Source organism: Amycolatopsis sp. NPDC052450 (genome assembly GCF_044547565.1).
In the GTDB taxonomy this organism is placed as follows: Bacteria; Actinomycetota; Actinomycetes; order Mycobacteriales; family Pseudonocardiaceae; genus Amycolatopsis.
In genome coordinates this window covers 31,545-56,854 of sequence record NZ_JBIUAQ010000004.1, presented here as the reverse complement: position 1 = coordinate 56,854, position 25,310 = coordinate 31,545, and the positions used below count along the sequence as shown (strand labels likewise).

Genomic DNA, 25,310 nt, shown 5'->3' with positions numbered 1-25,310 from the left:
CCGGTACTGGACCTCGTGTGTGGTGAGGGCGGTTGGGGCCGTCCTCACCACACACGCGCCGTCAGGGATCAGTTCTTCGGTTTGGGACAGGACTTCCAGGAGAAGTGGTAGGTGGTCTTGATGGCGCCGTCGGTCGAGTCCATGGTGACGAAGCTGGTGGTCTTCTTCGGATCGGAAGTGCCGACCGCGGCCCGCAGTTCCGTGTTGATGTTGAAGTTCCGGTCCTCACCACAGGGTTTGTAGACGATGGCGCCGACTTCGATCTCGTCGGTGAACTGCCAGTTGTCCTCGAACGGGCCCTTCAGGCTGTGGTTCACGAAGGACGTCGGGGAATTGCCCTGGAAGTAGTAGTTGGCTCGCTCCAGCCCGGTCGCTCCCGCGGCCAAGGAGGCGAAACCGCGGTAGTCGGTGCCCGCGATGCCGTAGGTGAAGCCCTGTGGCACGTGGACATAGAGGTTGAGCTGGCAGTTCTTGCGCAGATCGGTCGGCTTCGCACCGACTCCGACCTGGGCGGTGTACTCGCTGTAGGTGACCGTGAACGCGGTGTTGTCCGGGGACACGGAAACAGCCGCGGTACCCGGTCTGCAGCCGGTTCCGTTGACCGTCACGACGTCGATGATGATCTTGTCGGACGGCAACGGAGGCGGCACCCAGGCGTTCGGCGTGACGACCGAGGACAACAGGGTCACGGCAGCGACCAGCACGTTGAGCATGGGATCCTTCCCAAAGCTTCCACACGGCGGAACTGGGCGGATTCGAGGTCAGCGAGACGTTCTTTCCCGGCCCGCCCGCCGATCGGGGCGAAAACGGATTCGGTCACCGGACACGAGGGTGACCGCAGAAAATGGGGTCGTCGAGAAGACTCGCCGCCGCCGGGCAGGGCGGCGACGAGCTGCGAAGTCTCGTTCAGAGTGGCCAAGATCCTGAACGGGCAGGGGTGGACGGCCTTCTTCCGGGTCGGGAAGCAGGCCGTCACCCTGGTGGAGCGGTCAGGAAGCCGGGCAGGTCTTCCAGGAGAAGTGGTAGGTGGTCTTGAACGCGCCGTCGGTCGAATCCATCGTGATGAAACTGGTGGTCTTCTTCGGATCCGACGAACCCGCGCCGACCCTCAGTTCCGTGTTCACGTTGAGATTCCGGTCCTCACCGCACGGCTTGTAGATGATGACGCCGCCTTCGGCCTCGTCACGGAATTGCCAGTTGTCCGACAGCGGCCCGTTGACGGGGTGGCTCACCTGTGCGGTCGGCGAATTTCCCTGGAAGTAGTAATTCGCCCGCTGGAGCCCTTTGGCGCCGGATTCGAGCGAAGCGAAACCGCGATAATCGGCGCTGGCGATACCGTAGGTGAAGCCCTGCGGAATGTGGATGTTGAGGTTCAGCTGGCAGTTCTTCCGGAAGTCGGTCGGCTTCGCGCCGACACCGACCTGGGCGGTGTATTCGCTGTAGGTGACCGTGAAGGAACTGTTGTCCCTGGCGACGGCGACCGCCGACGAACCCGGCGGGCAGCCCGAACCATTGACGGTGACCACGTCGATGACGACCCGGTCGGGCGGGGGAACCGGCGGCGGTGACATGCTGTTCGGCGTTATTATCGACGAGAAAAGCGATACGGCGGCAACCACTGCATTGAGCATGGGGTCCTTCCCGAAAACTTCCGCACGGGGGGCGGGGAACTGGGCGGACTCATGTTAGCGAAACGATCTTCACGATGCCGCCCGCCGATCGGACGCAATTCGACACGGCAGTCGGTTCATGAAATGACATTATGGTCTGTAACCGTTTTCCGAACCGCATGAGAACGCCAACAGGCCCGGAAAACACCATTCGATTCGCACGATATGAAAAAGGCATTCGCGGGTTCGGCGTTGACGATTCCGCTGAGACAGCGCAGGCGGGCGGGCGGGAGCTCGCGGCCGCCCGCCCGCCACCTCGACGCCCCGGAGAGCGTGGGCCCGATCACCCGGCGGCGGCATCGATCAAGAAAACAGTGACTGGACGCACCCGAACGGCGACTCGGGACAGGACTAGCATCGCGGTACAAGTCGATGTCGCCTCAAGCTGGAGAACCGCAATGACCCAAGCCCCTGTCAACGTCACCGTCACCGGTGCGGCCGGCCAGATCGGCTACGCGCTGCTCTTCCGCATCGCGTCCGGTCAGCTGCTCGGCCCGGACACCCCGGTGAAGCTGCGGCTCCTGGAGATCCCGCAGGCGGTCAAGGCGGCTGAGGGCACCGCGATGGAACTCGAAGACGGCGCGTTCCCGCTGCTGTCGGGCATCGACATCTTCGACGACCCGAAGCAGGCCTTCGAGGGCGCGAACGTCGCCCTGCTGGTCGGCGCCCGTCCCCGCGCCAAGGGCATGGAGCGCGGCGACCTGCTCGAGGCCAACGGTGGCATCTTCAAGCCGCAGGGTGAGGCCATCAACGCCGGCGCGGCGAGCGACATCAAGGTCCTCGTGGTCGGCAACCCGGCCAACACCAACGCCCTCATCGCCCAGGCGCACGCGCCCGACGTCCCGGCCGACCGCTTCACCGCGATGACCCGCCTCGACCACAACCGCGCCCTCGCGCAGCTGTCGAAGAAGCTGGGCGTGCCGGTGACCGAGCTGAAGAAGGTCGCGATCTGGGGCAACCACTCCGCGACCCAGTACCCGTCGATCGCGCACGCCGAGGTGTCCGGCAAGCCCGCGACCGAGGTCATCACCGACCAGCAGTGGCTGGCCGACGACTTCATCCCGACCGTCGCCAAGCGCGGCGCGGCGATCATCGAAGCCCGCGGCCTGTCCTCCGCGGCCTCGGCCGCCTCCGCCGCGATCGACCACGTCCACACCTGGGTCAACGGCACCCCCGAGGGTGACTGGACCTCCGCGGCGGTCGTGTCCGACGGCTCCTACGGCGTCCCGGAGGGCCTGATCTCCTCGTTCCCGGTCACCGCCGCGAACGGCGAGTACAAGATCGTCCAGGGCCTGGAGATCGACGACTTCTCGCGCGCCCGCATCGACGCTTCGGTCAACGAGCTGGCCGAAGAGCGCGACGCGGTGAAGAAGCTCGGCCTCATCTGAGCCTGATCCGCTTCACGAAGGCGGCCGTGTCCCCCGGGACGCGGCCGCCTTTTCGCTGCCGATGATCGTGTCGAGGTTCGTACGGGTGGTCTCCAGCTCGCCGATCGCCGCGTCGATCCGGTCACGCTGCTGGCGCAAGGCGTCGACCAGCTCGGGGCAGTCCGGGGTGAGCCAGCCGTCCTCGTCGACGATGCAGGGCAGGATCTCCAGGATCTGCGCGGTGTTCAGCCCGGCCCCGAGCAGGATCCTGATCCGCCGCACCGCCGCCACGTCGGCGTCCCCGTACACGCGATAACCGCTCGGCCGCCGCTCCGGGGTGAGCAGACCCTGCTCCTCGTAGTACCGCAGCGCGCGCTCGCTGACGCCGGTCCGCCGCGCGAGTTCCCCGATCCGCATCCGCACTCCAGACTTGACTCTCACGTCAATGTCAAGGTTTACCTTAGCCGCCATGACCACCGTGACCGTCCTCGGACTCGGCCCCATGGGACACGCCCTCGCCACCGCGTTCACCGCCGCCGGCCACCCCACCACCGTCTGGAATCGCACCCCTGGCAAGGAAAACGGCCTCGACGCCACCGTCGCCACGACCGCGGCGGAGGCGATCGAGGCAAGCCCGCTCGTGATCGTCTGCGTGCGCGACTACGCCGTGGCGCAGTCGATCCTCGACGCCGACGCACTCAAAGGCCGCACGCTCGTGAACGTCAGCGGCGGATCACCACGGCAAGCCCGCGCGATGGCGACCTGGGCCACCGAACACGGCGTCGGCTACCTCGACGGCGTCATCATGGCCACCACCGACGCGATCGGCGGCCCGGACGCCGCCCTCTTCTTCAGCGGACCCGCCGACGTCTACGAAACACACCGCGCCACCCTCTCCGCACTCGGCGAGAACGCCCAGTACGCCGGCGACTCCCCCGGCCGCGCCGCCGCGTTCGACGCGGCCCTGCAGGACATGCTCTGGACCTCCATGAGCGGCGTGATCCACATGTTCGCGCTCGCCAAAGCCGAGGACATCGGCGCCACCGACATCGCCGCACACGCGAAAGCCCTGCTCGGCTTCTTCCCCGACATGATCGACCTGCTCGCCGACCAGGTCGCCGCCGAAAACTACGCCGGCGACGCGGGCACCCTCGAAGCCACCGCGGCGACCATGGACCACATCCTCGACGCGATCCGCGCGCAAGACCTCGACAACGGCGTCCTCACCGCGGCCCGAGCCCAGGTACAACAAGCGATCGACACCGGACACGGCTCCGACGGGTTCGCCAGGCTCGCCGCACTCCAAGACCGACCTGCCGCGCCGTGATGCCGTACCGGCAACCGACCGGTGCCCCACCGCCGACGCTCACGTGAGTTTTCGCGACGCACCACCTTTGACCCACCCCTCAAGAACGTCCCTACCACTCACGAGCCCCTGTTGCGAACGACCCGCTAGGTTGACCCAGTGCACCTGGACGCGCTCCTGACCGGCCAACCCTCCGAAGTCCTCACCCGGACCCTCGAACTCCCCGGGGCCGAGCGGAAAGCCCTCATCCCCGAACTTCTGGCCACGTTCAAGGACAGCAGCGAATTCACCGAGATCCGGCCCAACACCTACGGCGCCCGGAACCCGCTCAGGGGCCAGCAAGCCGCGACAGCTCTTTGGGCCGCCCTCCCCGCCGGCGACCCCCTGCTCCGCAAGCTCTGGATCGCCTCACCCACGATCCTCGAACGCGTCCTGCAGGACCGGCCACTCGCCGAACGCAAAACGATCGCTCTCCGCATGATCGGCCACCAGACCGCCTGGGAAGCCATCCGCCGCATGGTCCTCGACGGCGACCTCGAACCCATCCGGACACCGGAATATTACGGGGGCTGGTTCCGCTGGGCCGGACGCTTCCGCGGGAAACCCCTGGCCGAACGGCTCCGCACCGAACCCGAGGCACTCACCGAACTCTGGGAACTGCTCACGATCGAAGGCAGCGGCGACACCAGCTTCGCGGGCTTCGACAAGTACGTCCGCGACGAGGACAAGTGGTCCACCGCGCTGCTCGAACTGACCGCCACCGGCGACGTCGACCGCACCAGACTCCTCGACCTCACCCTCGACATCCTCGCCCGCGACTTCGCCGCCTTTCGCGCCCAGTGGTACGCGGCACTTCACGAGGCACTCGCCCCCACCCCGCAAGAGCGCACAGCCGCTCAGAACCACTACGCCCGGCTGTGCGGAAGCGGCCTCCCGCGCACGGTCTCCTTCGCCGTCAAAGCACTCTCCCTTGTGGACAAACAAGGCACACTCGACGACGAAGTCGCTCTCCAGCACCTCCCCGCCGCCGCGGCGGGACGCGGCGCCGCCACCGCCAAACTCGCCCTCAAACTCGCCGGCCGCATCGCCGACCGGCGCCCCGACCTCACCGACCTCGCCGACGACGTCTTCGAAGCGGCACTCACCCACGAAGCCTCCGACGTCCGTACCCTCGTCACCGCCCGGCTCGGCGCCACCCCGGACGAGACACCGGCCATCGAAAGCGCCGAATACCCGGAACCCACGCGACCACCGTGGGACCAGCGCAAAACGCTCACCCTCCCGCTCGACATCCCCGGCACCCCGGCCGCGGTCGCGGAAGCCCTTTCCTCCCTCCTCGCCTATCCCGATCAGGCAGATCTCCTCCTGGCCGCCCTCGACGGCGCACACCGTGTCGCGGCCGAACTCCAGGACGCCCTCGAACCACTGGTGAAACGCGCCGCCAGGATCGCCGACCAGAAGTACAGCGCCGCCGTACCGAAGATGATCGCCACCCTCGTCCTCGGCCTCACCGGCCGCGACGTGCCCCACCTGCCACCGGTCGACGGCTGGCGACGTCCGCTCCACCACCGGATCACCGCCCTCCTCGCAGGCACCGCCGTCCCCGTCTCCGCCGCCACCCACCGAGGCGGCTGGCTCGACCCCGTCGTCTTCGTCTCCCGCATGCTCGAACACCCCGACGCGGCCGAAGACGACGTCGCCGACGCGCTGCTCAGGCTCGCCCCGGACACCCGTCCCGAAGCCCTCACGCTCGCCTCCGCGCTCATCGGACCGCACGCCGACGCCATCCGCTACGCCCTCGGCGGCCCGGCCATCGAAGACACGGGCTGGGTCGCGCTCGCCGCCGCCCGTGCCCGCCATCCCGAATCCGCCGATCCCGCCTCCGCGCTACGCGGCGAACCCGGACCGCCGCTCGCCTGGACGGCGAGGACCGGCCCCGACGGCTACGGCCTGAGCTCCTTGACGCTCGAACGAACCCCCGAACCAGTCTTCCCGAAAGCTCCCTGGCTCGGCGTGCTCTTCGACGGTCCGGACCCAGAGTGGCTCGGCTTCACGGAATGCCACGAAGCGGTCTCCTCTCCCTACGACCGGGATCACCTGGAAGCCGCCGTCGCCGAAGCCCTGTTCTCCAACGACACCGAATTCGGCTATCCCGTGGAGAAGGCCGCACTACCCCCGTTCCTGGACAGCCCTGCGATCCCGGGCGTCCCCGGCACGGTGCTCATCGCCACCAGCCTCACGCTGAAACGCCCCGCCGCCCTCCAGTGGGGCACGGACGCCGCCTTGACTCTTCTGGACCGGAGGTTGCTCGGCCCCCGCGCACTCGGCGCGGCCCTGGGAGTGCTCGGCGCGAACATCATCACGACCCGGCTGGCTCCCCGGCTCGCGATCATCGCGAACGAACACCCCATCGCCGTTCTGTCCACACTGGACACCTTGCTGCCGAAGCTGACGCCCTCCCACCGCGGCATCTTCGCATTGCTGGAACTCGCTGCCGACCTCGTGGAACGTGGTGCGGGCACCATCAGCGCCGAAACGAAGGAATGGCTGACGGGCTTCAAAGGCAGTTCGAAAGCAGCGAAAGCCGCGTCACGACTCAACCGCTGACATCCGTGCGGCCAGTACATGCGAGCACGGCCCCCGGGTCTCCTGATGCTTGGCCCACCACGCACACGTGCACCCGGCAGGCGAAAGCCGGACGCGCTGCACCGAGCCGACGCGCGTGATCTCGTAGCCGCCATCGGACAGCGACCGCACCGCTCCGGCGGCGACGAGCTCGCGGGCCTTCGCCAGCCTGCCGTTCGCCGGAGCACCCCCGCTCGGGAGCGCACGCGCGAACCAGGTGCCGTCGACGACGTCGTGACCGGCGCGGCCCGTGACGGGCTCCGGCGCTTCGAGGCCTGCTGCCAGCGAGTTCAGCCAGCCGCCCTCACCCGAAAAGCCACGGGACGGCTCGGGGGACAACGTGACGACGAGCCGCGCTCGCTCCAGCCGGACCACCCAGGTCGCGACCTCACTGCCCGCTCGCGTGTAGACGGTCAGCCCCTGGGCGAACCGGATCAGCGGCTCTATCACCCGAAGCCGATGCAGCCCAGTCGCCGGGATCGAGTCTTGCCCTGACCGTGACGTCAACCGGAGCACACGGCCGGACGGCACCGCCCACGACCGGCCGACGGTGGCCGGGAGCTGTCGGAGGAAGTTCCGCGTCGCGGTCTTGTCCAGCTCCGCCTTCTTCACCGCGCCCGTGGTGACAGCGGCGACCTCGGCGAAACCCGCGACCCAGCGATCCGGCAGCGGCACCAAGGACTCGTCGTTGTGCCCGTCGAGGGTGCGAAGGCGGATTCCGTCGCCGCGAACGGTCAGATGCAACGGATCCTGGGCGACGACACCGGCCAGAACGGTTCGCGTCGCGTCGGACAGATCGACGTTCGTGCAGCCTTCGCCGAAGGTGCCCACATCGAGCAGATCAAGCCGGGCGTACACCCCACAGCAAGGCGAAAAGGCTTCCGCGCGCAGTGTCGTCCCGTCCGCGGTGAACACCGGATCGGACTCGGCGATGAGCCGGTTCACCATCGACGGCGGCATCCAGAACCGGGTGCGAGCGACCTTTCCCAGGACGAGCAGCGCCTGAGCCGCCTGCGCTCCGGGTTCCAGAAACCCCTTGAAGAGGACCGGCGTCCGGACGTTCTCCTCGACCTGCTCCAGCAAGACCTCGGTGCTCATCTGGAAACCCTAACCAGGACCTCCGACAGTCTTTGAGGTTTCTGTTCCATGTTTGAAGTTGATCTTGCTCATCGCCGTGCCGAATAGGTCGTTATACACTTCACAACGACCAGGTCAGTCCTGCTGAGCCTGCCGCCTGCGGTAGGCGCGCTGCTGACAGGCTCGCGAGCAGTAGTCCCGGGGCCTGCCCCGGGCTCCCCCATCCAGCGGTTTACCGCAGATGACACACTCCCCTCCTCCGTTTTCGTCACGCATTACCTCACTCCCCTGGCTGTCGACGAGCGCCTGGACGCCGTCGAGCGTGCGCTGCAATCCGAAGTCGAAGGGGTCGAGCGGCACGTCCATTCCCCCGGCCTTCCACAGCCTCTCCAGGGCCGGGTAGCCGTCCAGGCGCTCGAAGAGGGACTCGCGTTCGCTCCACCAACGCTCATGGGACACACCGGTGCGCCGCTGGAGTTCGGCGGTCTCCCCCGCCTGACGCGCGACGGACTCGACGAATCCGCCCACCAGGTTCACCACCGCGATCACCTGCGCCGGCGCCAGACCGCTCCGAGACGCCACATCCAGCGCGTGGTCGTATCCGGCCATGATGTTCGGCCCTGGCAGGCGGCGGGTTCCGGCGCTGTGGACCAGCCATGGGTGCCGCCGATGCGTCTCCCATGCCCGCCGCGCCCAGCGTTCCAGGCCCGCACGCCAGCCGAGCCCGTCCGAGGGCTCCAAAGGGAACTCGCCGTACACCGCGTCACGCATGAGTTCCACCAGTTCCGCCTTGCCGGGTACGTACCGGTAGAGCGACATGGTGGTGGTGCCGAACCGTTCCGCGACCTTGCGCATCGACAGTGCGGCGAGCCCCTCGGCGTCCGCGACTTCGACGGCCGCGGCGACGATCCGGCCGAGACTCAAACCGGGCCGCTCCGGCTCGGCGGCGCCCCAGAGCAGCTCGATCGCGCGCTCTGGATCCGGCTGCGTGTCGTCTTCCGCCACCGGGCCACTCCTTGACTCTCATCACTCGAACGTGTTTAGCTGATAAACCTCAGTATATCCCATAAACCTCTCGCAGGAGCGCTTCAGCATGCCTGAAATCAGGTTCTTCGTGTCCCCCGACGGCAGAGACGACTGGTCCGGCACCGCCGATCAGCCTTTCGCCACTCCGAAAGCAGCACAAGAGGCAGTCCGTGCCGTCACCGCCGAGATGACCGGCGACGTCATCGTCACCTTCGCGGCAGGCGTCCATCACCTCGAAGAACCCCTTGCCTTCGACGACACACTCGGTGATTCCGGCATGAACGGGTTCCGCGTGATCTACCAGGCCCATGGCTACGGAACCGCTGATCAGGACGAGGTCGAAGTGAGCGGTGGCCGCGTGATCACCGGCTGGACGGCAGGCGACGACGGCGTCTGGACAGCACCGATCGACGACCTGGCACCGCGACGTCTCACCGTCGACGGCCGCCCTGCCGCACGAGCGGCCCGCAAGGACGGTCTTCCGGGAAGCGTGACGAAAACAGCGACCGGTTACGTCACGGACAGCGTGGAGCCACAGTCGTGGCCGGACCCGTCCGGACTGGAGTTCGTGTACCCCGGCGTCTACCCGTGGTCCGAGGCCAGGCTCGCGGTCGCGTCGGTCTCCGGAGACGCCTCCTCCTCCACGATCACCATGGCCCAACCCGCCTTCGACAACGCCAAGTCCCTCTACGACTCCAAGTGGTACGGCGCCGGCGGAGACGGCACCTGGGACGGCCTCGCCGCGCCTTCCGTACTCGAGAACAACGTGGCCTTCCTGACCGAGCCGGGAACCTTCGCCGTCAGCGGCACCGACCCGGCTGGCCACGTCCTCCATTACCGTCCGCGTCCCGGCGAGGAGATCGGCAAGACCCGAGTCGTCGCCCCGGCGCTGGAGACGCTCGTCAGCGGACAGGGCGTGCACGACCTCGTGCTGCGCGGCTTCACCTTCACCGACGCGGCCTGGTCCGGCCCCACCGAAACCGGCGGCTACCTGCACTATCACGGCAACGCCCGCTACGAGCGAGGCGAATTCCAGAAGATCGACCTCGGCGCGGACGTGGGCTACGTCCACGTGCCCGCGGAGCCGGTGCAGCTGCCCGCCAACGTCAGCCTCACCTCGGCCCGCCGGGTCACACTGGAGGGCAATCACTTCACCCGGCTCGGCGCGGGGGCGGTCCTGATCGAGGACGGCACCGACGTCGAGATCCGGGCGAACGTCTTCGACGAGATCTCGGGGAGCGGGATCGCCGTCCACACGAGCACCCGGGTCTCCGTCGAGGACAACCTCGTCCACCACATCGCCACCGAGTATCGCGGCTCCCCCGCCGTCCTCGTCGTCGAGTCCGAAGAAACCACCGTGGCCCACAACGAGATCCACGACGTCCCGCACAACGGCATCGTGATCACCGGCGGCGAGCGGGCAAGCGGCACCCAGGTGATCTCGAACCTCGTCGAACGCAGCATGGGAAAGCTGATGGACGGCGGCGGCATCTACCTCTCGGCACCGCAGGGCTCGTCGTTCGCCGGTGGGGCGATGGTCCGCGGCAACGTGATCCGCGACGTCCTCACCTCGTACAACTTCGGCCTCTACGCCGATTACGGCGCCGCGTGGATCACCGTCCTCGGCAACATCGTCCACCGAGCCGACACCCCGATCGTCCTCCAGGTGGGTCCGCCGATGGAGAACGTCGCCTTCGTCGGCAACTTCTGGGACGTCCTGCCCGACGGCTACGACACCCCGCCCGAGACGGTGACCGTGGCCGGGAACACGTTGCTGCCCAAGGAGAGTTTCGACGAGGCGGTTCAGGCCGTCCCGGCGGGCGCGGACATCCTCGCGCGGGCGGGCCGCCGGGGTCTGCGACGATGATCGTCGCTCCTGCCGGACGCGAGTCCGGCAGGAGCCGCTCCGGCCACGATCCCCGAGGAGACCACGCGCCATGTCGTCCCAGTCCACGGAAGCGCCAGGGACCCGCCGTCACCTCGCGCGGGTCGCGACCGAGGTGCTCGCCCCCTGGGTCTGGGTGCTCGGTCTCCCGCTGATCGTCGCCTGGAAGGTCACCGGTCAGCACCTCGGCGAGACGGTGCTGTGGGGCCTGATCGTCGGTGTCACCGGCTCGCTGATCCCGATGGCCGTGATCGTGCGCGGCGCCAGGAAGGGCAAGTGGGACAGCCACCATGTCACCGATCGGGCCGGACGGCTCGTCCCGTTCGCGGTCTGCATCGGCTCACTGGCCGCCGGATTCGTCGTCCTGATCGCGGGCGGCGCCCCGCACGAGATGATCGCGCTCGCGGCCGCCGAACTCGTCTGCCTGGTCGCCGCGCTCGCGATAACCTTCGGCTGGAAGTTCAAGATCTCGATGCACGCGATGGTGGCGGCCGGCGCGGCCGTGATGCTGATCCGCGTCTACGGTCCCTGGCTCGCACTCGTCTTCCTCGGTGTCGGCTGGGTCTGCTGGTCCCGCGTCGAACTCGGCGATCACACCAAAGCCGAGGTCACGGTCGGCATGGTCGCCGGTGTCGTCCTCGGCGGTGGTGTTTTCCTGTTGTTGGAAGCAGTTTTGGCTTGAGCCGTGCCGTATAGGTCGTTATACACTTTGGTTGAGCCGCCGGATGCCTTCGGCGAGTTCGGCGATGTCGGCAGCGGCGGCGAAGCCCAGCCGGAGGAACGGTCCGGACGGCTCGGTCGCGAAGAACCGCTCCCCTGCCCCGACCACGACTCCTCGCTCCCTCGCGGTGCGGGCGAGCGCGTTCGCGTCGCTCCCCGCCGGTAGCCGCACCCACAGGTGCAGCCCTCCCTCGGGAAGCCGCGTGACAGTCCACTCAGGACACTCCCCTGCCAGCGCCGCGGCGGCTTTTCCGCATCGCTCCCGCAATTCCGCACCCAGTTTCCGCACGTGACGTTCCCAGGAAGGCGCGCTGAGCAGTTCGAGGGCCGCCTCCTGCAGCGGGCGGGAGACGAAGAAGTCGTCGACCCGCCGGATCGCCTTCATCCGGTCGAGCACCGGCCCCCGCGCGATCAGCGCGCCGATCCGGAGGCTCGGCGCGGCGGCTTTCGTCACCGACGTCAGGTGGACGACCGTGCCGTGGCGATCGTCGGTGATCAGCGGACGCGGCGCCGTGGTCCCGTGCGAGAGATGCCGGGCGAAGTCGTCCTCCAGTACGAACGCGCCCGCCGCACGCGCCACCTCCAGCACCGGGGTCCGGCGTTCGGGGGCGAGCACGGTACCGGTCGGGTTGTGAAAGGTGGGCTGACAGTAGAAAAGCCGGGCTCCGGTCATCGCGAAGGCCTCGGCCAGCAGATCCGGGCGGACCCCGTCGTCGTCGATCGGCACCGGCACCGGACGGAGTCCCGCCGCCCGCGCGGCGGCAAGCGCTCCTGGGTACGTCGGTGATTCGACGAGTATCGGGCTTCCCGGCGCCGCGATCGCCCGGAACGCCATGGAGAGCCCGCTCTGCCCGCCGGCGGTGATCAGGACGTCGTCAGGGGACGCGCCGGCCGGTCCCGCGAACACCGATCTCAGCGCGGTCAGGCCGGCGGCGGGTGCGCGATCCCAGGCGTCCGGACGGCGGCCCGCCCTGGCGAGTGCCGCACTCAGGAACCGGGTCGCCTGCAGCGACCGGTGCGGATAACCGCCGTCGAGGAGGATCGCGCCGTCCGGCGGCGGGCCGAGGGTGCCGGTGAGGGATCTGGTGTCGACACTGCGATCGGTCAGCGCGACGGTCTGCCACGCCGTATCGAGCGGTTCGACCGCCGTCGAAGGCTTCGTCGCCACGTACGTTCCGCTCCCGGGACGCGTCACGACAGCGCCCTCGGCGGCGAGCAAGGCGATCGCGCGCGAGACGGTCACCGGGCCGACCCGGTAGCGCTCGATGAGCTCGCGGCTACTGGGCAACCGGTCCCCCGCTGCCGCCGCGCGGATCAGCGAACGCAGCTGGAGGACGAGCGCAGAAGTGCTACTATCCGACATGAAGCAACATGATAGTGCTACTGAACGTCGCACGGAATCACTACTGGACATTCCGGCATTGCGCGCCGACACACCAGGCAGCGACAAGGTCGTCCATTTCAACAACGCGGGCTGCGGACTGCTGGCCAAGCCGGTGCTCGCGGCGATGCTCGATCACCTGAATCTCGAAGCGGAGATCGGCGGTTACGAGGCCGCGGCCGCCCGTGCGGCCGAAGTCGACGGCTTCTACCGCGAAATCGCCGCACTCATCAACGCGCGACCGCGCAACATCGCCTTCGCGGCGAGCGCCACCCACGCCTATTCCACGGCGCTGTCCTCGATCCGGTTCGAACCCGGCGACGTCGTGCTCACCACCCGCAACGACTTCATCTCCAACCAGATCGCGTTCCTGTCCCTGCGGAAGCGGTTCGGCGTCGAGGTCGTGCACGCGCCGGACACGCCGGAAGGCGGTGTCGACGTCGAGGCCATGGCGGCCCTGATGCGCGCGAAGAAGCCGAAACTGGTCGCCGCCACGCACATTCCGACCAATTCGGGGCTGGTCCAGCCGGTCGCCGAGATCGGGCGGCACTGCCGGGAACTCGGGCTGCTGTATCTCGTCGACGCCTGTCAGTCGGTCGGTCAGTACCCCGTCGACGTGGCGGAGATCGGCGCCGACCTGCTCACCTCGACGTGCCGCAAGTTCCTGCGCGGTCCTCGTGGTTCGGGGTTCTTGTTCGTCTCCGACAGGTTCCTCGAAGCAGGACACGAGCCGCTGTTCATCGACATGCACGGCGCCCGCTGGAGCGCGCCCGGCGACTACGAACCCGCGGCTTCGGCCTCCCGGTTCGAGGAATGGGAGTTCCCGTACGCCACGGTGCTCGGCTGCGCCGCGGCCGCGAGGTACGCCCGCGCGGTCGGCCTGGAGGCGATCTCACGGCGCACCCCCGCGCTCGCGGCGAGGCTGCGGGACGGACTCGGCGCCATCGCGGGCGTCGAGGTGCTCGACCGCGGCCCGCGACTGGGCGCACTGGTGACGTTCTCGATCAAGGGCTGGGAAGCCGTGCCATTCAAGGCGGCGATGGACGCCCGGCGGATCAACTCGGCACTCAGCTATCGCGAGTTCGCGCAGTTCGACTTCGGCGACAAGGACGTCGACTGGTGCCTGCGGCTGAGCCCGCACTACTACAACACGGAACGAGAGGTGGACGACGTGGCCGCGGCCGTCGCCGAACTCGCCGCCTGAACGCGGTTTCCCTGCCTGGACACTGGGGGTGTCCGGGCAGGGAAACCGTCAGGGATCAGGCCCCGGCGAGGCCGCGGCGCTTCAGCAGCGGCTCGATCTCCGGGTCGCGGCCGCGGAACGCGCGGAAGGCGGCCATCGGGTCGACGCTGCCGCCCCGCCCGAGCAGTTCACGGCGGAAGTGGTCACCGTTTTCCCTGGTGAGCCCGCCGTTCTCGCGGAACCACTGGACGGTGTCGGCGTCGAGGACCTCACTCCAGATGTAGGAGTAGTACCCGGCGCTGTAGCCGCCGCTGAAGATGTGCGCGAAGTAGGTGGTGCGGTAGCGCGGCGGCACCGCCTCCAGCGCGACACCCGCCTTCGTCAGCGCCTCGGATTCGAACCGCTGGACGTCCTCGACGTGGTCCTCGGTGCCGAGCACGTGCCACGCCTGGTCGAGCAGGGCCGCCGCGAGGTACTCGGTGGTCGAAAAGCCTTCACCGTACTGCTGCGACGCCAGGAGCTTGTCGATCTGCTCCTGCGGAAGCGGCTCACCGGTCACGTGGTGCTTGGCGTAGTTGGCCAGCACCTCGGGCCACAGCATCCACATCTCGTTGACCTGCGAGGGGTACTCGACGAAGTCACGCGGCACGTTGGTGCCGGAGAACGTCGGGTACTCGACGCCGGAAAGCAGCGAGTGCAGTGCGTGCCCGAACTCGTGGAACGCGGTGTCGACCTCGTCGAAGGTCAGCAGGGTCGGCTCGCCGGACGGCGGCTTGGCGACGTTGAGCACGTTCACCACGACCGTCTTGGTGCCCAGGAGTTTCGTCTGGTCGACGAAGTTGTTCATCCAGGCGCCACCGCGCTTCGAGTCGCGGGCGTAGTAGTCGAGCAGGAACAGGCCGAGTTCCGTGCCGTCCGCGTCGAAGACCTCGAAGATCCGGACCTCTGGGTGGTACTTCGGCAGGTCCTCCCGCTCGGTGAAGCTCAGGCCGTACAGCTTGGACGCGGCGAAGAAGACCCCGTCGGTCAGCACCCGGTTCAGTTCGAAGTACGGGCGCAGCGCGGCGGTGTCGACGTCGAACCGGTCCTTGCGGACGCGTTCGGCGTAGAACGCCCAGTCCCACGGCCGCAGGACCGCGCCGGGGATGTCGGCTTCGAGGTAGCGCTGCAGTTCTTCGGCTTCGGCCTTGGCGTTGGCGACCGCGACCGGGGCGAGGCGTTCGAGCAGGCCCACCGCGGCCTCGGCGGTCTTCGCGGTCTCGTCTTCGATGACGTACGAAGCATGGTCGGGGAAGCCCAGCACCGCGGCCCGCTCCGCGCGCAACCGGACCAGCTGAGCCACGATTTCGTTGTTGTCCGACTCGTTGCCCCGGTTGCCGCGGGACACCGACGCGGTGAAGATCCGCTCGCGCAAGGCGCGGTCCTCCAGCGAGGCCAACGCCGCCTGCGCCGTCGGCAGGGTCAGCTTGAGGACGTACTTGCCCTCCTCGCCGGCGGTCTCGGCGGCCGTGGCGATCTCGGCCTCGCCCAGTCCCGCGAGTTCCGCGACGTCGTCGACGACCACGGCGAGTTCGTTGGTGTCCTTGAGCAGGTTCTGCTGGAACTTGGTCGACAAGGTCGAAAGCTGCTCGTTCAGCTCACGCAAGCGCTTCTGCTCGGCTTCGGGAAGCCCGGCGCCGGCGCGGCGCACGTCGGTGTGGTGACGCTCCAGCAAGCGAAGCGACTCGGGGTCGAGACCGAGTTCCTGCCTGCGCTCGAACAGGGTGTTGATCCGGGCGAACAGCGCCGGGTTCAGGTTGATGGCGTCGGCGTGCGCGGCCAGCCGCGGCGCCATCTCGGCCTGCACACGCTGGATCTCGTCGTTCGCGTTCGATCCGGCGAGGTTGAAGAAGACGCTGGACACGCGGGACAACAGCCTGCCGGACTTCTCGAGCGCGACGATGGTGTTCTCGAAGGTCGGCGGCTCGGCCGAGTTCGCGATCTCGTCGATTTCGGCGGCGTGCTCTGCCAGGCCCGCTTCGAAGGCGGGAAGGAAGTGCTCGTCGGCGATCCGGTCGAACGGAGGAAGGGCGTAGGGCAGCTCACTCGGCGCGGCGAACGGGTTGTCCTGCGAAATCATCGGTGTTGCTCCCGGGTCGTCGAATCTGCTGGTCTGGCCACCTTACGGGCAGCGAGGGGCCGGTGGATGCCATCCGTGGCGTGACGCCACCGACGGCGGTGGTCACGCTCCGGTGGTACCGCCCACCACCGCGTCGGAGCTCCGCTTTCCCTTGCCCCGCTTGCCTTTGGTCTTCGGTTCCGGTGGTGCGATACCGGCCAGGTCACCGCCGTTGTCGTTGACGCGCAACACGAACGGACGAGTCTCGGTGTACCGGACGACCGAAACCGACGCCGGATCGACCACGATCCGCTGGAACGAATCGAGATGCTGGCCGAGCGCGTCGGCGAGGATCGCCTTGATCACATCGCCATGACTGCATAAGAGCCACACCACGTCTTCCCCGTGTTTCGCGGTGATCCTGGCGTCGTGCGCGCGGACGGCCGCGACCGCCCGGGCCTGCATCTCGGCGAGCCCTTCGCCGCCGGGAAAGACCGCGGCCGACGGATGCGCCTGCACGACCCGCCACAGCGGCTCCTTGAACAGATCCGTGAGCGCGCGACCGGTCCATTCGCCGTAGTCCACTTCGGACAAGCCGGGCTCTTTGACCTTGTCCATCCCGCGCGCCTCGGCCAGCTTCGCGACCGTCTGACGGCAGCGGAGCATCGGCGAGACCACCAGCTCCGCGAGCGGAACCGGCGCCAGCCGGTCGACGAGCGCGGCCGCCTGCGCCCGGCCGGTGTCGTCCAGGCCGACCTTGGGCGTGCGCCCGGCAAGGACACCCGAACCGTTCGCCGTGGACTTGCCGTGGCGCAGAAGGATCACAGTACTCACGTGGCCCACCCTACGTGCCGTGCTTTGCCCGCTTGACCGGCTCGGCACCAGTGTCCTTGCCCGCCACTGCTGGTGCCTGTGGGGCGAACGTGGCGATCATCGAGTCCGTGAAGGCCTCCTTGAGGGACCCAGAGTCCCTCAAGGAGGCCTTCACGGACTTGGCCCGGGCAACTACCGCAAGCAGGTGACGAATTGCGTGGGGGCGGGTTACAGGTGCGGGCCGGCGGCGGGATCGAGGACGCCGGTGAAGATCAGCACGAACAGCAGGGCACCGAGCACGAGCCGGTAGATCACGAACGGCACGAAGCTCTTGGTCTTGATGTACGACATCAGCCAGGCGATGACCGCGTAGCCGACGCCGAACGCGACCAGCGTCGCCAGGATCGTCGGGCCCCACTGAGCCGGGGCGCCGTCCTTGCCGATGTCGGTCAGCTTGTACAGGCCCGAGCCGAACACCGCCGGCAGCGCCAGCAGGAAGGAGTACTCCGCCGCCTCCGCGCGCGTGTAGCCGAGCAGCAGCCCGGCGCTGGTGGTGCCGCCGGAGCGGGAGACGCCCGGGATCAGCGCCAGCGCCTGCGCGAACCCGAAGCCGAGGCCGTGCGGCACGGTCAGGTGGTCGAGCGTGCGCTGCTGCTTCCCGATGCGGTCGGCCACCAGCAGGATGAGCCCGAACACGATCAGCGTGGTCGCGGTGATCCGCAGGTCACGGAAGGTTTCGTCGATGGCGTCCTGCAGGAGCAGGCCCAGTACGATGATCGGCATCGAGCCGACGATGATCAGCCAGCCCAGCCGGGCGTCGGGGTCGCGGCGCCAGTCCTTCTTGTAGATCGAGAAGAACCAGGCGCGGAGGATTTTCCCGATTTTGGTCGAGAAGTACAGGATGACCGCGAGTTCGGTGCCGATCTGGGTCACCGCGGTGAACGCGGCGCCAGGGTCGTCCCAGCCGGCGAGCGCCGCGGTGATCCGCAGGTGCGCGCTGGAGGAGATCGGCAGGAATTCCGTGAGGCCCTGGACGAGACCGAGGACCAGTGCTTCGAACCAGCTCATCAGGCGACACCGGCCAGTTCGATCGCTTCGGCCGCGAGCTCGAGGGCGCGTGCGGAGCCCTCCGGATCCGGCATGGACGGCGCGACGGTCAGCGTGGTGACACCTGACTCGGCGAAGGCTCGCATCCGGTCGGCGATCCGCTCCTTGGGGCCCAGCAGCGACGTCGCGTCGATGAACTCGAGCGGGACGGCCGCCATGGCGCCCGCGTAGTCCTTGCCCAGGTACTTCTGCTGGACGTCGGCAGCTTCGCGTTCGAAGCCCATCCGGCAGGCGAGCTGGTTGTAGAAGTTCTTCTCCCGGCTGCCCATCCCGCCGATGTACAGCGCCGCGTACCCGCGGACAGCGTCGGCGCAGGCCTCCCAGTCGTCCCCGACCACGAGCGGGACGGTGGGGACGACGTCGAAGCCGTCGAGCGAGCGCCCGGCCTTGTCGGCCCCCGCCTGGATCAGCTTCAGCTGCTCACCGGCGTGCTCGGGCGAATAGAACACCGGCAGCCAGCCGTTCGCGATCTCGCCGGTCAGTTCGAGGTTCTTCGGGCCGATGGCGGCCAGGTACACGGGGATCTCTTCGCGCACGGGGTGCACGGTCAGGGTCAGGGCCTTGCCGGGCCCGTCGGGCAGGGGCAGCTGGAAGTGGTCGCCGTCGTAGCGGACCCGGTCGCGGCTCAGCGCCTTGCGGACGATCTCGACGTATTCGCGGGTGCGGCCGAGCGGTGACGCGAACTTCACCCCGTGCCAGCCTTCGGACACCTGCGGGCCGGAAACACCGAGGCCGAGGCGGAACCGGCCACCCGAAAGCGTGTCCAGGGTCGCCGCGGTCATCGCGGTCATCGCCGGTGTCCGCGCGGGGATCTGGAGCACCGCGCTGCCCACGTCGATCCGTGAGGTCTGCGCCGCCACCCACGCCAGCACCGTCGGCGCGTCCGAACCGTACGCCTCCGCGGCCCAGACGACCGCGTAGCCGAGTTCGTCCGCTTTCTTCGCCAATGCCAGGTTGGCCGCGTCGTTTCCCGCGCCCCAATAGCCCAAGTTCAGTCCGAGTCGCACGGCGTGAATGTATCCATCGGAGTGTCCCTCCTCCGTTCAGGGTGTTGACAGCCGATGACCCGCACGGTGGTACTCGATCACGACACGCTCACCTGCTCCGCGTCACCCACTTGCCTTCCGGCTAGGCTCGCCCGTCGTGGAAAAGCGACAGCTCGGCCGGTCGGGACTTCGGGTCTCGCGGATGGCCCTCGGGACCATGACGTGGGGTGGCGACACCGACTCGGAGGAGGCGGCCAGCCAGCTGGTCGCGTTCGTCGACGCCGGGGGCACCCTGGTCGACACCGCCGACATCTACGGCGAGGGCGAGAGCGAACGCGTCCTCGGCGCCCTGCTCGGCGACCTCGTCCCGCGTGACGACATCGTGCTCGCCACCAAGGCCGTCGCCCGCCGCACCGATGGCCCGTTCGGCGGCGGAGCCTCACGCGGGGCCCTGCTGAGCGCGCTCGAAGGTTCGCTGCGACGGCTCGGCACCGACCACATCGACCTGTGGCAGCTGCACGCCTGGGACACCACCGTGCCGGTCGACGAGACCCTCGGCGCCCTCGAGTACGCCGTGACCACCGGCAAGGCCCGCTACGTCGGCGTCTCCAACTACTCCGGCTGGCAGCTGGCGACCGCCGCGGCCCGCAGTTCCGCCACCGCCCCGCTGGTCTCGACGCAGGTCGAGTACTCGCTGCTGGAGCGCGGCGTCGATCGCGAGGTCGTCCCGGCCGCGGAACACCACGGCATCGGGCTCCTGCCGTGGGCACCGCTCGGCCGGGGCGTGCTCACCGGCAAGTACCGCAGCGGGACCCCCGCCGACTCACGCGGCGCTTCGAGTGTTTTCGCGGGCTATGTCGAACATCACCGGACCGAACGCGCGGCCCGGATCGTGCAGGCGGTCGCGACGGCCGCCGACGGCCTTGGGACCTCGCCGCTGGCCGTCGCGCTGGCCTGGGTCCGAGACCGGCCCGGAGTGGTCGCGCCCGTGGTCGGGGCCCGTGACACCGGTCAGCTGACCGGCTCGCTCACGGCCGAGGACATCATGCTCCCGCCCGCCATCCGCTCGGCGCTCGACGACGTCAGCGCGATCGAGGTCGGGTACCCGGAACGCGGCCTGTGAGCCGTCTCGAATACTGGATTAGGTGACTGTTGGGTGACGCAGACGTGACGTGGTGGAGTTCCTGGAGGATGCTGGACAGGTCCGTCCGACGAGTAGCAGGTGGAGGCACCAAGGTGGGTCGGCTGTCCGCCGTTTCCCGGATCGCGATCCCGCTCGCCGGTGCCCTGGTGCTCTCGTCCTGTAGTACGGACGACACACCGAACGACACCTTGCAGATCGTGCAGAACCCCGTCGCGGCCACCGCGGCGGTCTCCCCCGCGGTGACGACCGAACCCGCCGGTTCGGTGTTCGCCGGGCCGGGTGTGAAGGCGCTGGCGACCGACGAGGCGAGCAAGACGCTGGTCGTCGCCGTCTCGGAGCCGCCCTCCCTGCGTATCTACGATCTCGCCGCGCTGGACGCCCCGAAGACGACCGTGGCCTTGCCCGGTCCGGCGGAGCGGCTCACGGTGTCGGGTTCCCAGGTGCTCGCCAGCGTTCCCGGCAAGAGCCTGCTGGCGAAGGTCTCCCTGCCCGGTGGCGCGCTGGAGACGGTCCCGGTCGCGGGGCAGCCGTCGGCCGGTCTCGCCGACGGCGACGCGACGCTGGTCTCCGTCCGCGACCGCAAGGTCGTCGAGGTGCTGACGAAGAACGCGGGCCCGAAGACCATCACGGGCCAGATCTACAGCGCCGACGACGTGCTGAACACCGGTGACGGCGTGGTCGTGCTCGACAAACTGCGCACCGCCTTGTTCGCCGTCGACCTCACCGAAGGCAAGATCGGCGAGGGTCTTCGGGCCGGCGACGGCGCGGCCAACGCCGTCACCGACGATCTCGGACGCGTTTTCGTCACCGACGCGCGCGCGGGCGCGCTGCTGGCGTTCTCCACGACGCCGTTGCTGCTGCGCCAGCGCTATCCCGTTCCCGGCGGGGCGTACGGCCTCGCCTACGACCGCCCGCGTGGCCTCGTGTGGGTCACGCTCACGGGACGCAACGAGGTCGTCGGCTTCGACGTCCGCGGCGGGGAGCCGATCGAGAAACACCGGTTCCCCACCGTGCGGCAGCCAGATTCGGTCACCGTCGACGAGCAGAGCGGCCGCGTGGTCGTCGGCTCGGCCATCGGAGAAGGGATCCAGGTGATCACGCCATGACAGTTGTGGACGAGGCGGTGGTCGAAGGGGATTGGGAGTACCGGCGGCTGCAACTGCCTCCCGGTGTTTCCCGGCGGGCGGCGGCGACGCAGCTGTCGATCCACGCCGAGTTCGCCGGATGGGAACTCTCGACCGTCCGGCTCTACTCCGATGGGACCAGGAGGGTGTGGTTGCGCCGCAAGCGCACCGCCACACCGCTGCCCGGCCTCATCACCTGAACACCCGGCCGAGCCAGCCCGCCCAAAGCGCGTCCTGTTCCGCGGGATCGACGTCGCCGAACAGGTGATGCATCGCGACCATCGGACCGGCGAAGCCGCGGACGAACCTCAGCAGCGCGTCCCCGGTCCGGATCCCGACCGTCTGGCCGTTCGTGCAATAGACCTCGCCGTCCACAGTGGACACCGCACCGGTGGACAGGCGGACCTTGTCCCCCGTTTCCGGCCGCCCGGCAAGGCCCAGTTCCCGGCCCAGCTTCAGCCACGCGCTGTCCCAGTCCCCGATCATCGGACCGAACACCGTGACCGGCACCGCCCGCCTGCCCGCGAAGCCGTTGAGGTACTCGACCAGGGTGCGGAAGAACAGCTCGCCGCCGGCGGTCATCGCCTCGAACTCGTCTTCCCAGTCGTCGCCCGGCAGGAAACCGCTCGTCACGGTCCGCAGCACGGTACTGCCGCCGGAACGGCCCTCGATGAGGAATTCGTAGGCGACGAACCGCCCGTCCGGCGCGGGTTCCGTGCCGTAGACGAGCCGTTCCAGCGGGTCCCAGGTCGTGATCGCCGACGTGGGTTCGTAGCCGCCGAAAGCGGTCTTCACGGTGCCGCCGACGCCGCCGTCGACCTCGTTGCGGCCCATGAACCACGACGTGATCCCGGGCCCGGTGGCGATGGCGTCCCAGACCTGTTCCGGTGTCGCGTCGACCTCGAGGCGGTCGGTGAGCTCGAATTCGTGGCCCATTCAGCGCTCCTCGGGCTCGGTTTTGACGCTCGGGTGGACGGCGACGACGATCCGGTGGTCGCGGCCCTGTTCGGCGCCTTCGTCGTGGTATTTGCTCACCAGGTTCGTGATCGCGACGGTGAGCTCTTCGGCGAACGCGGCCCTGTCCGCGGCCGACGAGAACCGCACCTCGCCGTCGATCGCGAAGGTCGCGACCCGTTTGCGCGCCTTGGTCGAACCGGTGATCAGCAGGCCGACGTCGCGTACCAGCCTGCCTGCCACGGCGAGCAGCCAGCGCGCGGACAGCCGGTCCGGCGACTGGGCCGGATCGGGCTGCACGGCCGAAAGCGCCGTCGGTGAAATGACGTAAGAAGACGCCGTCGCGCGCATCATGCGCTCATTGACGTTGCCCTTGCGCCGTTCCTCGACGAGCTCGACCAGCCCGTGCTTCTCCAGCGCGCGAAGGTGGTAGTTCACCTTCTGTCTCGGCAGGTCGATCCGCGCGGCCAGCATCGTGGCCGACGCCGGTTCGGCGAGTTCGGCGAGCAGCCGGGCCCGGACCGGATCCAGCGACACTTCGGCCGCTTCCGCGTCCTCGATCACCGCAACGGAGAACATGGCAAGAAGGTCTCACCGAAAAGAGAATTTGTCAAGAACGTCAAGCTTGTCGGCGTGCCGCGGTCACCAGGGCGAGCAGGCGTGGCACCACCTGCGGAGCCGCCTCGAGCGGCACCACGTGCCCGACTCCGGGCAGCACCACGGACGTCCCGTTCGCCACGGCGCCCGCCAGTTCCTCGACGTCCGCCGTGGGCACGAGCCTGTCGCGCTCCCCCACGATCGCGGTCACCGGCACCGCGCCGACCTGTGACAACGCCGATTCCCGCGTGTAGGCGTCCAAGGCGGGCCGGAACGCGGACACCGTCTGCGGCCAGTTGCCGCGGATCATCCGCACGGTCAGTTCGACGTCGGCGGGCACCGGGTCGTCCCCGAAGAGCCACCATCGCAGCCCGGCGGTCACGGCCTTGCTCGTATGCTCCCGCACCAGGCCGATCAGCTTCGACCCGAACACCATCTCCAGGTCCCTGCCGAGTTTCCCGAGCGCGTTCGGCCAGATCGCGTCCGGGGTGACTCCGCCCGCGGACATGGCCAGCAGCCCGATTCCCGCCACCCGCGCGGCGAAGACATCCGGGTGCCGCTGGGCGAGCGACAGGATCGCGAGGCCGCCCATGTCATGGCCGACCAGGACGATCCGGCCGTCGGGGATCACCTTCTCCAGCACCTCGGCCAGATCGTCGGCGAGCTGCCCCATGGTGGCCGACGCGGCCCGGACTTCACCGGATTCGCCGTGCCCGCGCTGGTCGTAGGCCACCACGGCGACAGGTTCCTCCGCGGATTCGGACGCCTCGGCCAGCACCGGCGCGATGCCGCGCCAGCTCCGCCTGTCGAGGGCGTACCCGTGGAGGAGCACCACGGTCACCGGCGCCGACGGATCACCCCAGCGCTCGAAGTGCAGGGGTGTGCCGTCGGCGGCCAGCAGACCGGGCATCAGGCCGAGCGGAGGAAGCGGTCGAGCACGCGCACGCCGAACTTCAGCGCTTCGACCGGGACACGTTCGTCGACCCCGTGGAACAGCGCGGAGAAATCGAGGTCCGCAGGCAGCTGCAGCGGCGCGAACCCGAAGTTCCGGATCCCGAGAGACTGGAACGACTTCGCGTCCGTGCCACCGGAGAGCATGTACGGGAGCGTGCGGGCACCCGGGTCCTCGGCGAGGACCGCGTTGGTCATCGCGTCGACGAGAGCGCCGTCGAAGGTCGTCTCGACCGGCGGCAGCTCCATCCACTCCTTCTCGATGTCCGGGCCGAGGATCTCCTCCAGCTCGGCGTTGAACGCCTCGAGACGGCCGGGAAGGATCCGGCAGTCGACCGAGGCCTCCGCGACCGAGGGGATGACGTTCGACTTGTACCCGGCGGTGAGCATCGTCGGATTCGCCGTGTCGCGCAGGGTCGCGCCGATCATCCGGGAGATGTTGCCGAGTTTCGCGACGGAACCCTCGATGTCGTCCTCGGGGAAGTCCCAGCCGGTGATCTCGGTGACGCCGTCCAGGAACTCGCGCACGGAGTCGGTCATCACCAGCGGGAAGCGGTGGTTGCCGAGCCTGGCGACGGCTTCGGACAGTTTGGTGACGGCGTTGTCGCGGTGGATCATCGAACCGTGGCCGGCGGTGCCGCGCACCCGCAGCTTCATCCAGCGAATGCCCTTTTCGGCCGTCTCGATGAGATACGCGCGGACGTTGTCCTTCAGCGTGATCGAGAAGCCGCCGACCTCGCTGATCGCCTCGGTGACGCCCTCGAACAGCTCGGGCCGGTTCTCGACCAGCCACTGCGCGCCGTACTTGCCGCCCGCTTCTTCGTCGGCGAGGAACGCGAAAACGAGGTCGCGCGGCGGGACGATGCCGTTGAGCTTGTAGTGACGGGCCAGCGCGAGCGCCATCGCGCACATGTCCTTCATGTCGACGGCGCCGCGGCCCCAGACGTAGTCGTCCTGGATCGCGCCCGAGAACGGGTGGACCGACCACTCGGAGGCGTCGGCCGGGACGGCGTCGAGATGACCGTGGATCAGGAGCGCGCCGCGCGACGGGTCGGCGCCCGCCAGCCGGACGATCACGTTGTGGCGGTCCTTGCCGCCGGACTCGACATAGGTGATCTCGTAGCCCGCGTCGGTGAGCTTCTCGGCGACGTACTCAGCCGCGGCGCGTTCACCGACCAGCGTGTCGGGGTCACCCGTGTTGGTCGTGTCGATGCGGATCAGTTCACTGGTGAGGGTGACTGCCTCTTCGGCGGCTGCTTCGATCAAATTCGGTTCGGTCACCAGGCATTCCTACCA

General features: G+C 68.6%; 23 protein-coding genes. 9 read left to right on the top strand and 14 right to left on the bottom strand.

The genetic code is table 11. From position 1 onward, the window contains the following. Positions 1-68: 68 nt before the first annotated feature. Together ACIHAO_RS09345 and ACIHAO_RS09340 are read right to left on the bottom strand one after the other, a co-directional pair. Positions 69-713: a DUF4360 domain-containing protein gene (locus ACIHAO_RS09345; RefSeq protein ID WP_396556155.1), complete on the bottom strand. Its 645-nt coding sequence runs from the start codon at positions 711-713 to the stop codon at positions 69-71. Between the two features lie 276 nt (positions 714-989). Next, positions 990-1,631, bottom strand: coding sequence for a DUF4360 domain-containing protein (locus ACIHAO_RS09340; protein WP_396556153.1), 642 nt, complete (start codon positions 1,629-1,631; stop codon positions 990-992). Between the two features lie 437 nt (positions 1,632-2,068). Here ACIHAO_RS09340 and ACIHAO_RS09335 point away from each other — a divergent pair, with 437 nt between their 5' ends. Beyond that, positions 2,069-3,058 carry a malate dehydrogenase gene (locus tag ACIHAO_RS09335; protein ID WP_396556151.1) on the top strand — a complete coding sequence of 330 codons (990 nt, stop codon included), beginning with the start codon at positions 2,069-2,071 and terminating at the stop codon, positions 3,056-3,058. Positions 3,059-3,070: 12 nt separating this feature from the next. Here the strand turns inward: ACIHAO_RS09335 and ACIHAO_RS09330 are convergent, their stop codons facing one another. After that, positions 3,071-3,454 (bottom strand): MerR family transcriptional regulator, encoded by a 384-nt coding sequence (locus tag ACIHAO_RS09330; protein WP_396556149.1) that lies wholly within the window; start codon positions 3,452-3,454, stop codon positions 3,071-3,073. A 52-nt stretch (positions 3,455-3,506) separates the two neighbouring features. Here ACIHAO_RS09330 and ACIHAO_RS09325 point away from each other — a divergent pair, with 52 nt between their 5' ends. Continuing rightward, on the top strand, positions 3,507-4,364 hold the full coding sequence (locus tag ACIHAO_RS09325) for an NAD(P)-dependent oxidoreductase (RefSeq protein WP_396556147.1): 858 nt from the start codon (positions 3,507-3,509) through the stop codon (positions 4,362-4,364). 138 nt (positions 4,365-4,502) lie between these two features. Then, positions 4,503-6,950, top strand: coding sequence for a DUF6493 family protein (locus ACIHAO_RS09320; protein WP_396556145.1), 2,448 nt, complete (start codon positions 4,503-4,505; stop codon positions 6,948-6,950). Here the strand turns inward: ACIHAO_RS09320 and ACIHAO_RS09315 are convergent. After that, entirely contained in the window at positions 6,933-8,066 is a 1,134-nt protein-coding gene (locus ACIHAO_RS09315) for an SWIM zinc finger family protein (RefSeq protein ID WP_396556143.1), read from the bottom strand. The two genes, ACIHAO_RS09320 and ACIHAO_RS09315, sit on opposite strands and share 18 nt — an antisense overlap. A 114-nt stretch (positions 8,067-8,180) precedes the next feature. Beyond that, on the bottom strand, positions 8,181-9,050 hold the full coding sequence (locus ACIHAO_RS09310; protein WP_396556141.1) for a TetR/AcrR family transcriptional regulator: 870 nt from the start codon (positions 9,048-9,050) through the stop codon (positions 8,181-8,183). A gap of 88 nt (positions 9,051-9,138) precedes the next feature. On the opposite strand from ACIHAO_RS09310, the gene ACIHAO_RS09305 reads away from it, so the two are divergent. Beyond that, the gene (locus ACIHAO_RS09305) at positions 9,139-10,938 is read left to right on the top strand and encodes a right-handed parallel beta-helix repeat-containing protein (protein WP_396556139.1); all 1,800 of its coding nucleotides are present in this window, start codon (positions 9,139-9,141) and stop codon (positions 10,936-10,938) included. A gap of 70 nt (positions 10,939-11,008) precedes the next feature. Continuing rightward, on the top strand, positions 11,009-11,638 hold the full coding sequence (locus ACIHAO_RS09300; RefSeq protein WP_396556137.1) for a hypothetical protein: 630 nt from the start codon (positions 11,009-11,011) through the stop codon (positions 11,636-11,638). An 18-nt stretch (positions 11,639-11,656) separates the two neighbouring features. Here the strand turns inward: ACIHAO_RS09300 and ACIHAO_RS09295 are convergent, their stop codons facing one another. Beyond that, positions 11,657-13,039 (bottom strand): PLP-dependent aminotransferase family protein, encoded by a 1,383-nt coding sequence (locus ACIHAO_RS09295; RefSeq protein WP_396556135.1) that lies wholly within the window; start codon positions 13,037-13,039, stop codon positions 11,657-11,659. 58 nt (positions 13,040-13,097) lie between these two features. Between ACIHAO_RS09295 and ACIHAO_RS09290 the strand changes: the two genes are divergently transcribed. After that, positions 13,098-14,261: an aminotransferase class V-fold PLP-dependent enzyme gene (locus ACIHAO_RS09290; protein WP_396556134.1), complete on the top strand. Its 1,164-nt coding sequence runs from the start codon at positions 13,098-13,100 to the stop codon at positions 14,259-14,261. A 55-nt stretch (positions 14,262-14,316) separates the two neighbouring features. On the opposite strand, the gene ACIHAO_RS09285 is transcribed toward ACIHAO_RS09290, so the two are convergent. The 4 genes from ACIHAO_RS09285 to ACIHAO_RS09270 all read right to left on the bottom strand — a co-directional run bounded on the left by ACIHAO_RS09285 (position 14,317) and on the right by ACIHAO_RS09270 (position 19,265). Beyond that, complete coding sequence (locus ACIHAO_RS09285) at positions 14,317-16,359, bottom strand: M3 family metallopeptidase (RefSeq protein ID WP_396556132.1); 2,043 nt, start codon at positions 16,357-16,359, stop codon at positions 14,317-14,319. A 102-nt stretch (positions 16,360-16,461) separates the two neighbouring features. After that, positions 16,462-17,172 (bottom strand): histidine phosphatase family protein, encoded by a 711-nt coding sequence (locus ACIHAO_RS09280; protein ID WP_396556130.1) that lies wholly within the window; start codon positions 17,170-17,172, stop codon positions 16,462-16,464. Between the two features lie 207 nt (positions 17,173-17,379). After that, positions 17,380-18,219 carry an undecaprenyl-diphosphate phosphatase gene (locus ACIHAO_RS09275; RefSeq protein ID WP_396556128.1) on the bottom strand — a complete coding sequence of 280 codons (840 nt, stop codon included), beginning with the start codon at positions 18,217-18,219 and terminating at the stop codon, positions 17,380-17,382. Further along, positions 18,219-19,265, bottom strand: a complete 1,047-nt coding sequence (locus ACIHAO_RS09270; protein ID WP_396556126.1) for an LLM class F420-dependent oxidoreductase — start codon at positions 19,263-19,265, stop codon at positions 18,219-18,221. Before ACIHAO_RS09270 ends, ACIHAO_RS09275 begins: the two co-directional genes overlap by 1 nt. Before the next feature lie 136 nt (positions 19,266-19,401). On the opposite strand from ACIHAO_RS09270, the gene ACIHAO_RS09265 reads away from it, so the two are divergent. The 3 genes from ACIHAO_RS09265 (at position 19,402) to ACIHAO_RS09255 (ending at position 21,712) form a co-directional block, all read left to right on the top strand. Beyond that, on the top strand, positions 19,402-20,367 hold the full coding sequence (locus ACIHAO_RS09265; protein ID WP_396556124.1) for an aldo/keto reductase: 966 nt from the start codon (positions 19,402-19,404) through the stop codon (positions 20,365-20,367). A gap of 113 nt (positions 20,368-20,480) precedes the next feature. After that, positions 20,481-21,494: a YncE family protein gene (locus ACIHAO_RS09260; RefSeq protein WP_396556122.1), complete on the top strand. Its 1,014-nt coding sequence runs from the start codon at positions 20,481-20,483 to the stop codon at positions 21,492-21,494. Then, a complete protein-coding gene (locus ACIHAO_RS09255; RefSeq protein ID WP_016334446.1) occupies positions 21,491-21,712 on the top strand; it encodes a DUF5703 family protein in 222 nt (73 codons plus the stop codon). Before ACIHAO_RS09260 ends, ACIHAO_RS09255 begins: the two co-directional genes overlap by 4 nt. On the opposite strand, the gene ACIHAO_RS09250 is transcribed toward ACIHAO_RS09255, so the two are convergent. From ACIHAO_RS09250 to ACIHAO_RS09235, 4 genes are read right to left on the bottom strand one after another with little or no spacing between them, the layout of a single operon-like run. Beyond that, positions 21,705-22,448 carry an SRPBCC domain-containing protein gene (locus ACIHAO_RS09250; RefSeq protein WP_396556120.1) on the bottom strand — a complete coding sequence of 248 codons (744 nt, stop codon included), beginning with the start codon at positions 22,446-22,448 and terminating at the stop codon, positions 21,705-21,707. The two genes, ACIHAO_RS09255 and ACIHAO_RS09250, sit on opposite strands and share 8 nt — an antisense overlap. Further along, positions 22,449-23,045 carry a winged helix-turn-helix domain-containing protein gene (locus ACIHAO_RS09245; RefSeq protein ID WP_396556118.1) on the bottom strand — a complete coding sequence of 199 codons (597 nt, stop codon included), beginning with the start codon at positions 23,043-23,045 and terminating at the stop codon, positions 22,449-22,451. It lies immediately after the preceding gene. A 40-nt stretch (positions 23,046-23,085) separates the two neighbouring features. Continuing rightward, complete coding sequence (locus ACIHAO_RS09240) at positions 23,086-23,973, bottom strand: alpha/beta fold hydrolase (RefSeq protein WP_396556116.1); 888 nt, start codon at positions 23,971-23,973, stop codon at positions 23,086-23,088. Next, positions 23,973-25,295, bottom strand: a complete 1,323-nt coding sequence (locus ACIHAO_RS09235; RefSeq protein WP_396556114.1) for a M20/M25/M40 family metallo-hydrolase — start codon at positions 25,293-25,295, stop codon at positions 23,973-23,975. The genes ACIHAO_RS09240 and ACIHAO_RS09235 overlap by 1 nt, the downstream gene beginning before the upstream one ends. Between the last annotated feature and the right edge of the window lie 15 nt (positions 25,296-25,310).

Excerpts from the sequence above, each read along its gene's own strand:
- ACIHAO_RS09345 (WP_396556155.1), bottom strand. The coding sequence starts at position 713 with ATGCTCAACGTGCTGGTCGCTGCCGTGACCCTGTTGTCCTCGGTCGTC.
- ACIHAO_RS09340 (WP_396556153.1), bottom strand. The coding sequence starts at position 1,631 with ATGCTCAATGCAGTGGTTGCCGCCGTATCGCTTTTCTCGTCGATAATA.
- ACIHAO_RS09335 (WP_396556151.1), top strand. The coding sequence starts at position 2,069 with ATGACCCAAGCCCCTGTCAACGTCACCGTCACCGGTGCGGCCGGCCAG.
- ACIHAO_RS09330 (WP_396556149.1), bottom strand. The coding sequence starts at position 3,454 with ATGCGGATCGGGGAACTCGCGCGGCGGACCGGCGTCAGCGAGCGCGCG.
- ACIHAO_RS09325 (WP_396556147.1), top strand. The coding sequence starts at position 3,507 with ATGACCACCGTGACCGTCCTCGGACTCGGCCCCATGGGACACGCCCTC.
- ACIHAO_RS09315 (WP_396556143.1), bottom strand. The coding sequence starts at position 8,066 with ATGAGCACCGAGGTCTTGCTGGAGCAGGTCGAGGAGAACGTCCGGACG.
- ACIHAO_RS09305 (WP_396556139.1), top strand. The coding sequence starts at position 9,139 with ATGCCTGAAATCAGGTTCTTCGTGTCCCCCGACGGCAGAGACGACTGG.
- ACIHAO_RS09300 (WP_396556137.1), top strand. The coding sequence starts at position 11,009 with ATGTCGTCCCAGTCCACGGAAGCGCCAGGGACCCGCCGTCACCTCGCG.
- ACIHAO_RS09295 (WP_396556135.1), bottom strand. The coding sequence starts at position 13,039 with ATGTCGGATAGTAGCACTTCTGCGCTCGTCCTCCAGCTGCGTTCGCTG.
- ACIHAO_RS09285 (WP_396556132.1), bottom strand. The coding sequence starts at position 16,359 with ATGATTTCGCAGGACAACCCGTTCGCCGCGCCGAGTGAGCTGCCCTAC.
- ACIHAO_RS09275 (WP_396556128.1), bottom strand. The coding sequence starts at position 18,219 with ATGAGCTGGTTCGAAGCACTGGTCCTCGGTCTCGTCCAGGGCCTCACG.
- ACIHAO_RS09255 (WP_016334446.1), top strand. The coding sequence starts at position 21,491 with ATGACAGTTGTGGACGAGGCGGTGGTCGAAGGGGATTGGGAGTACCGG.
- ACIHAO_RS09250 (WP_396556120.1), bottom strand. The coding sequence starts at position 22,448 with ATGGGCCACGAATTCGAGCTCACCGACCGCCTCGAGGTCGACGCGACA.
- ACIHAO_RS09245 (WP_396556118.1), bottom strand. The coding sequence starts at position 23,045 with ATGTTCTCCGTTGCGGTGATCGAGGACGCGGAAGCGGCCGAAGTGTCG.
- ACIHAO_RS09240 (WP_396556116.1), bottom strand. The coding sequence starts at position 23,973 with ATGCCCGGTCTGCTGGCCGCCGACGGCACACCCCTGCACTTCGAGCGC.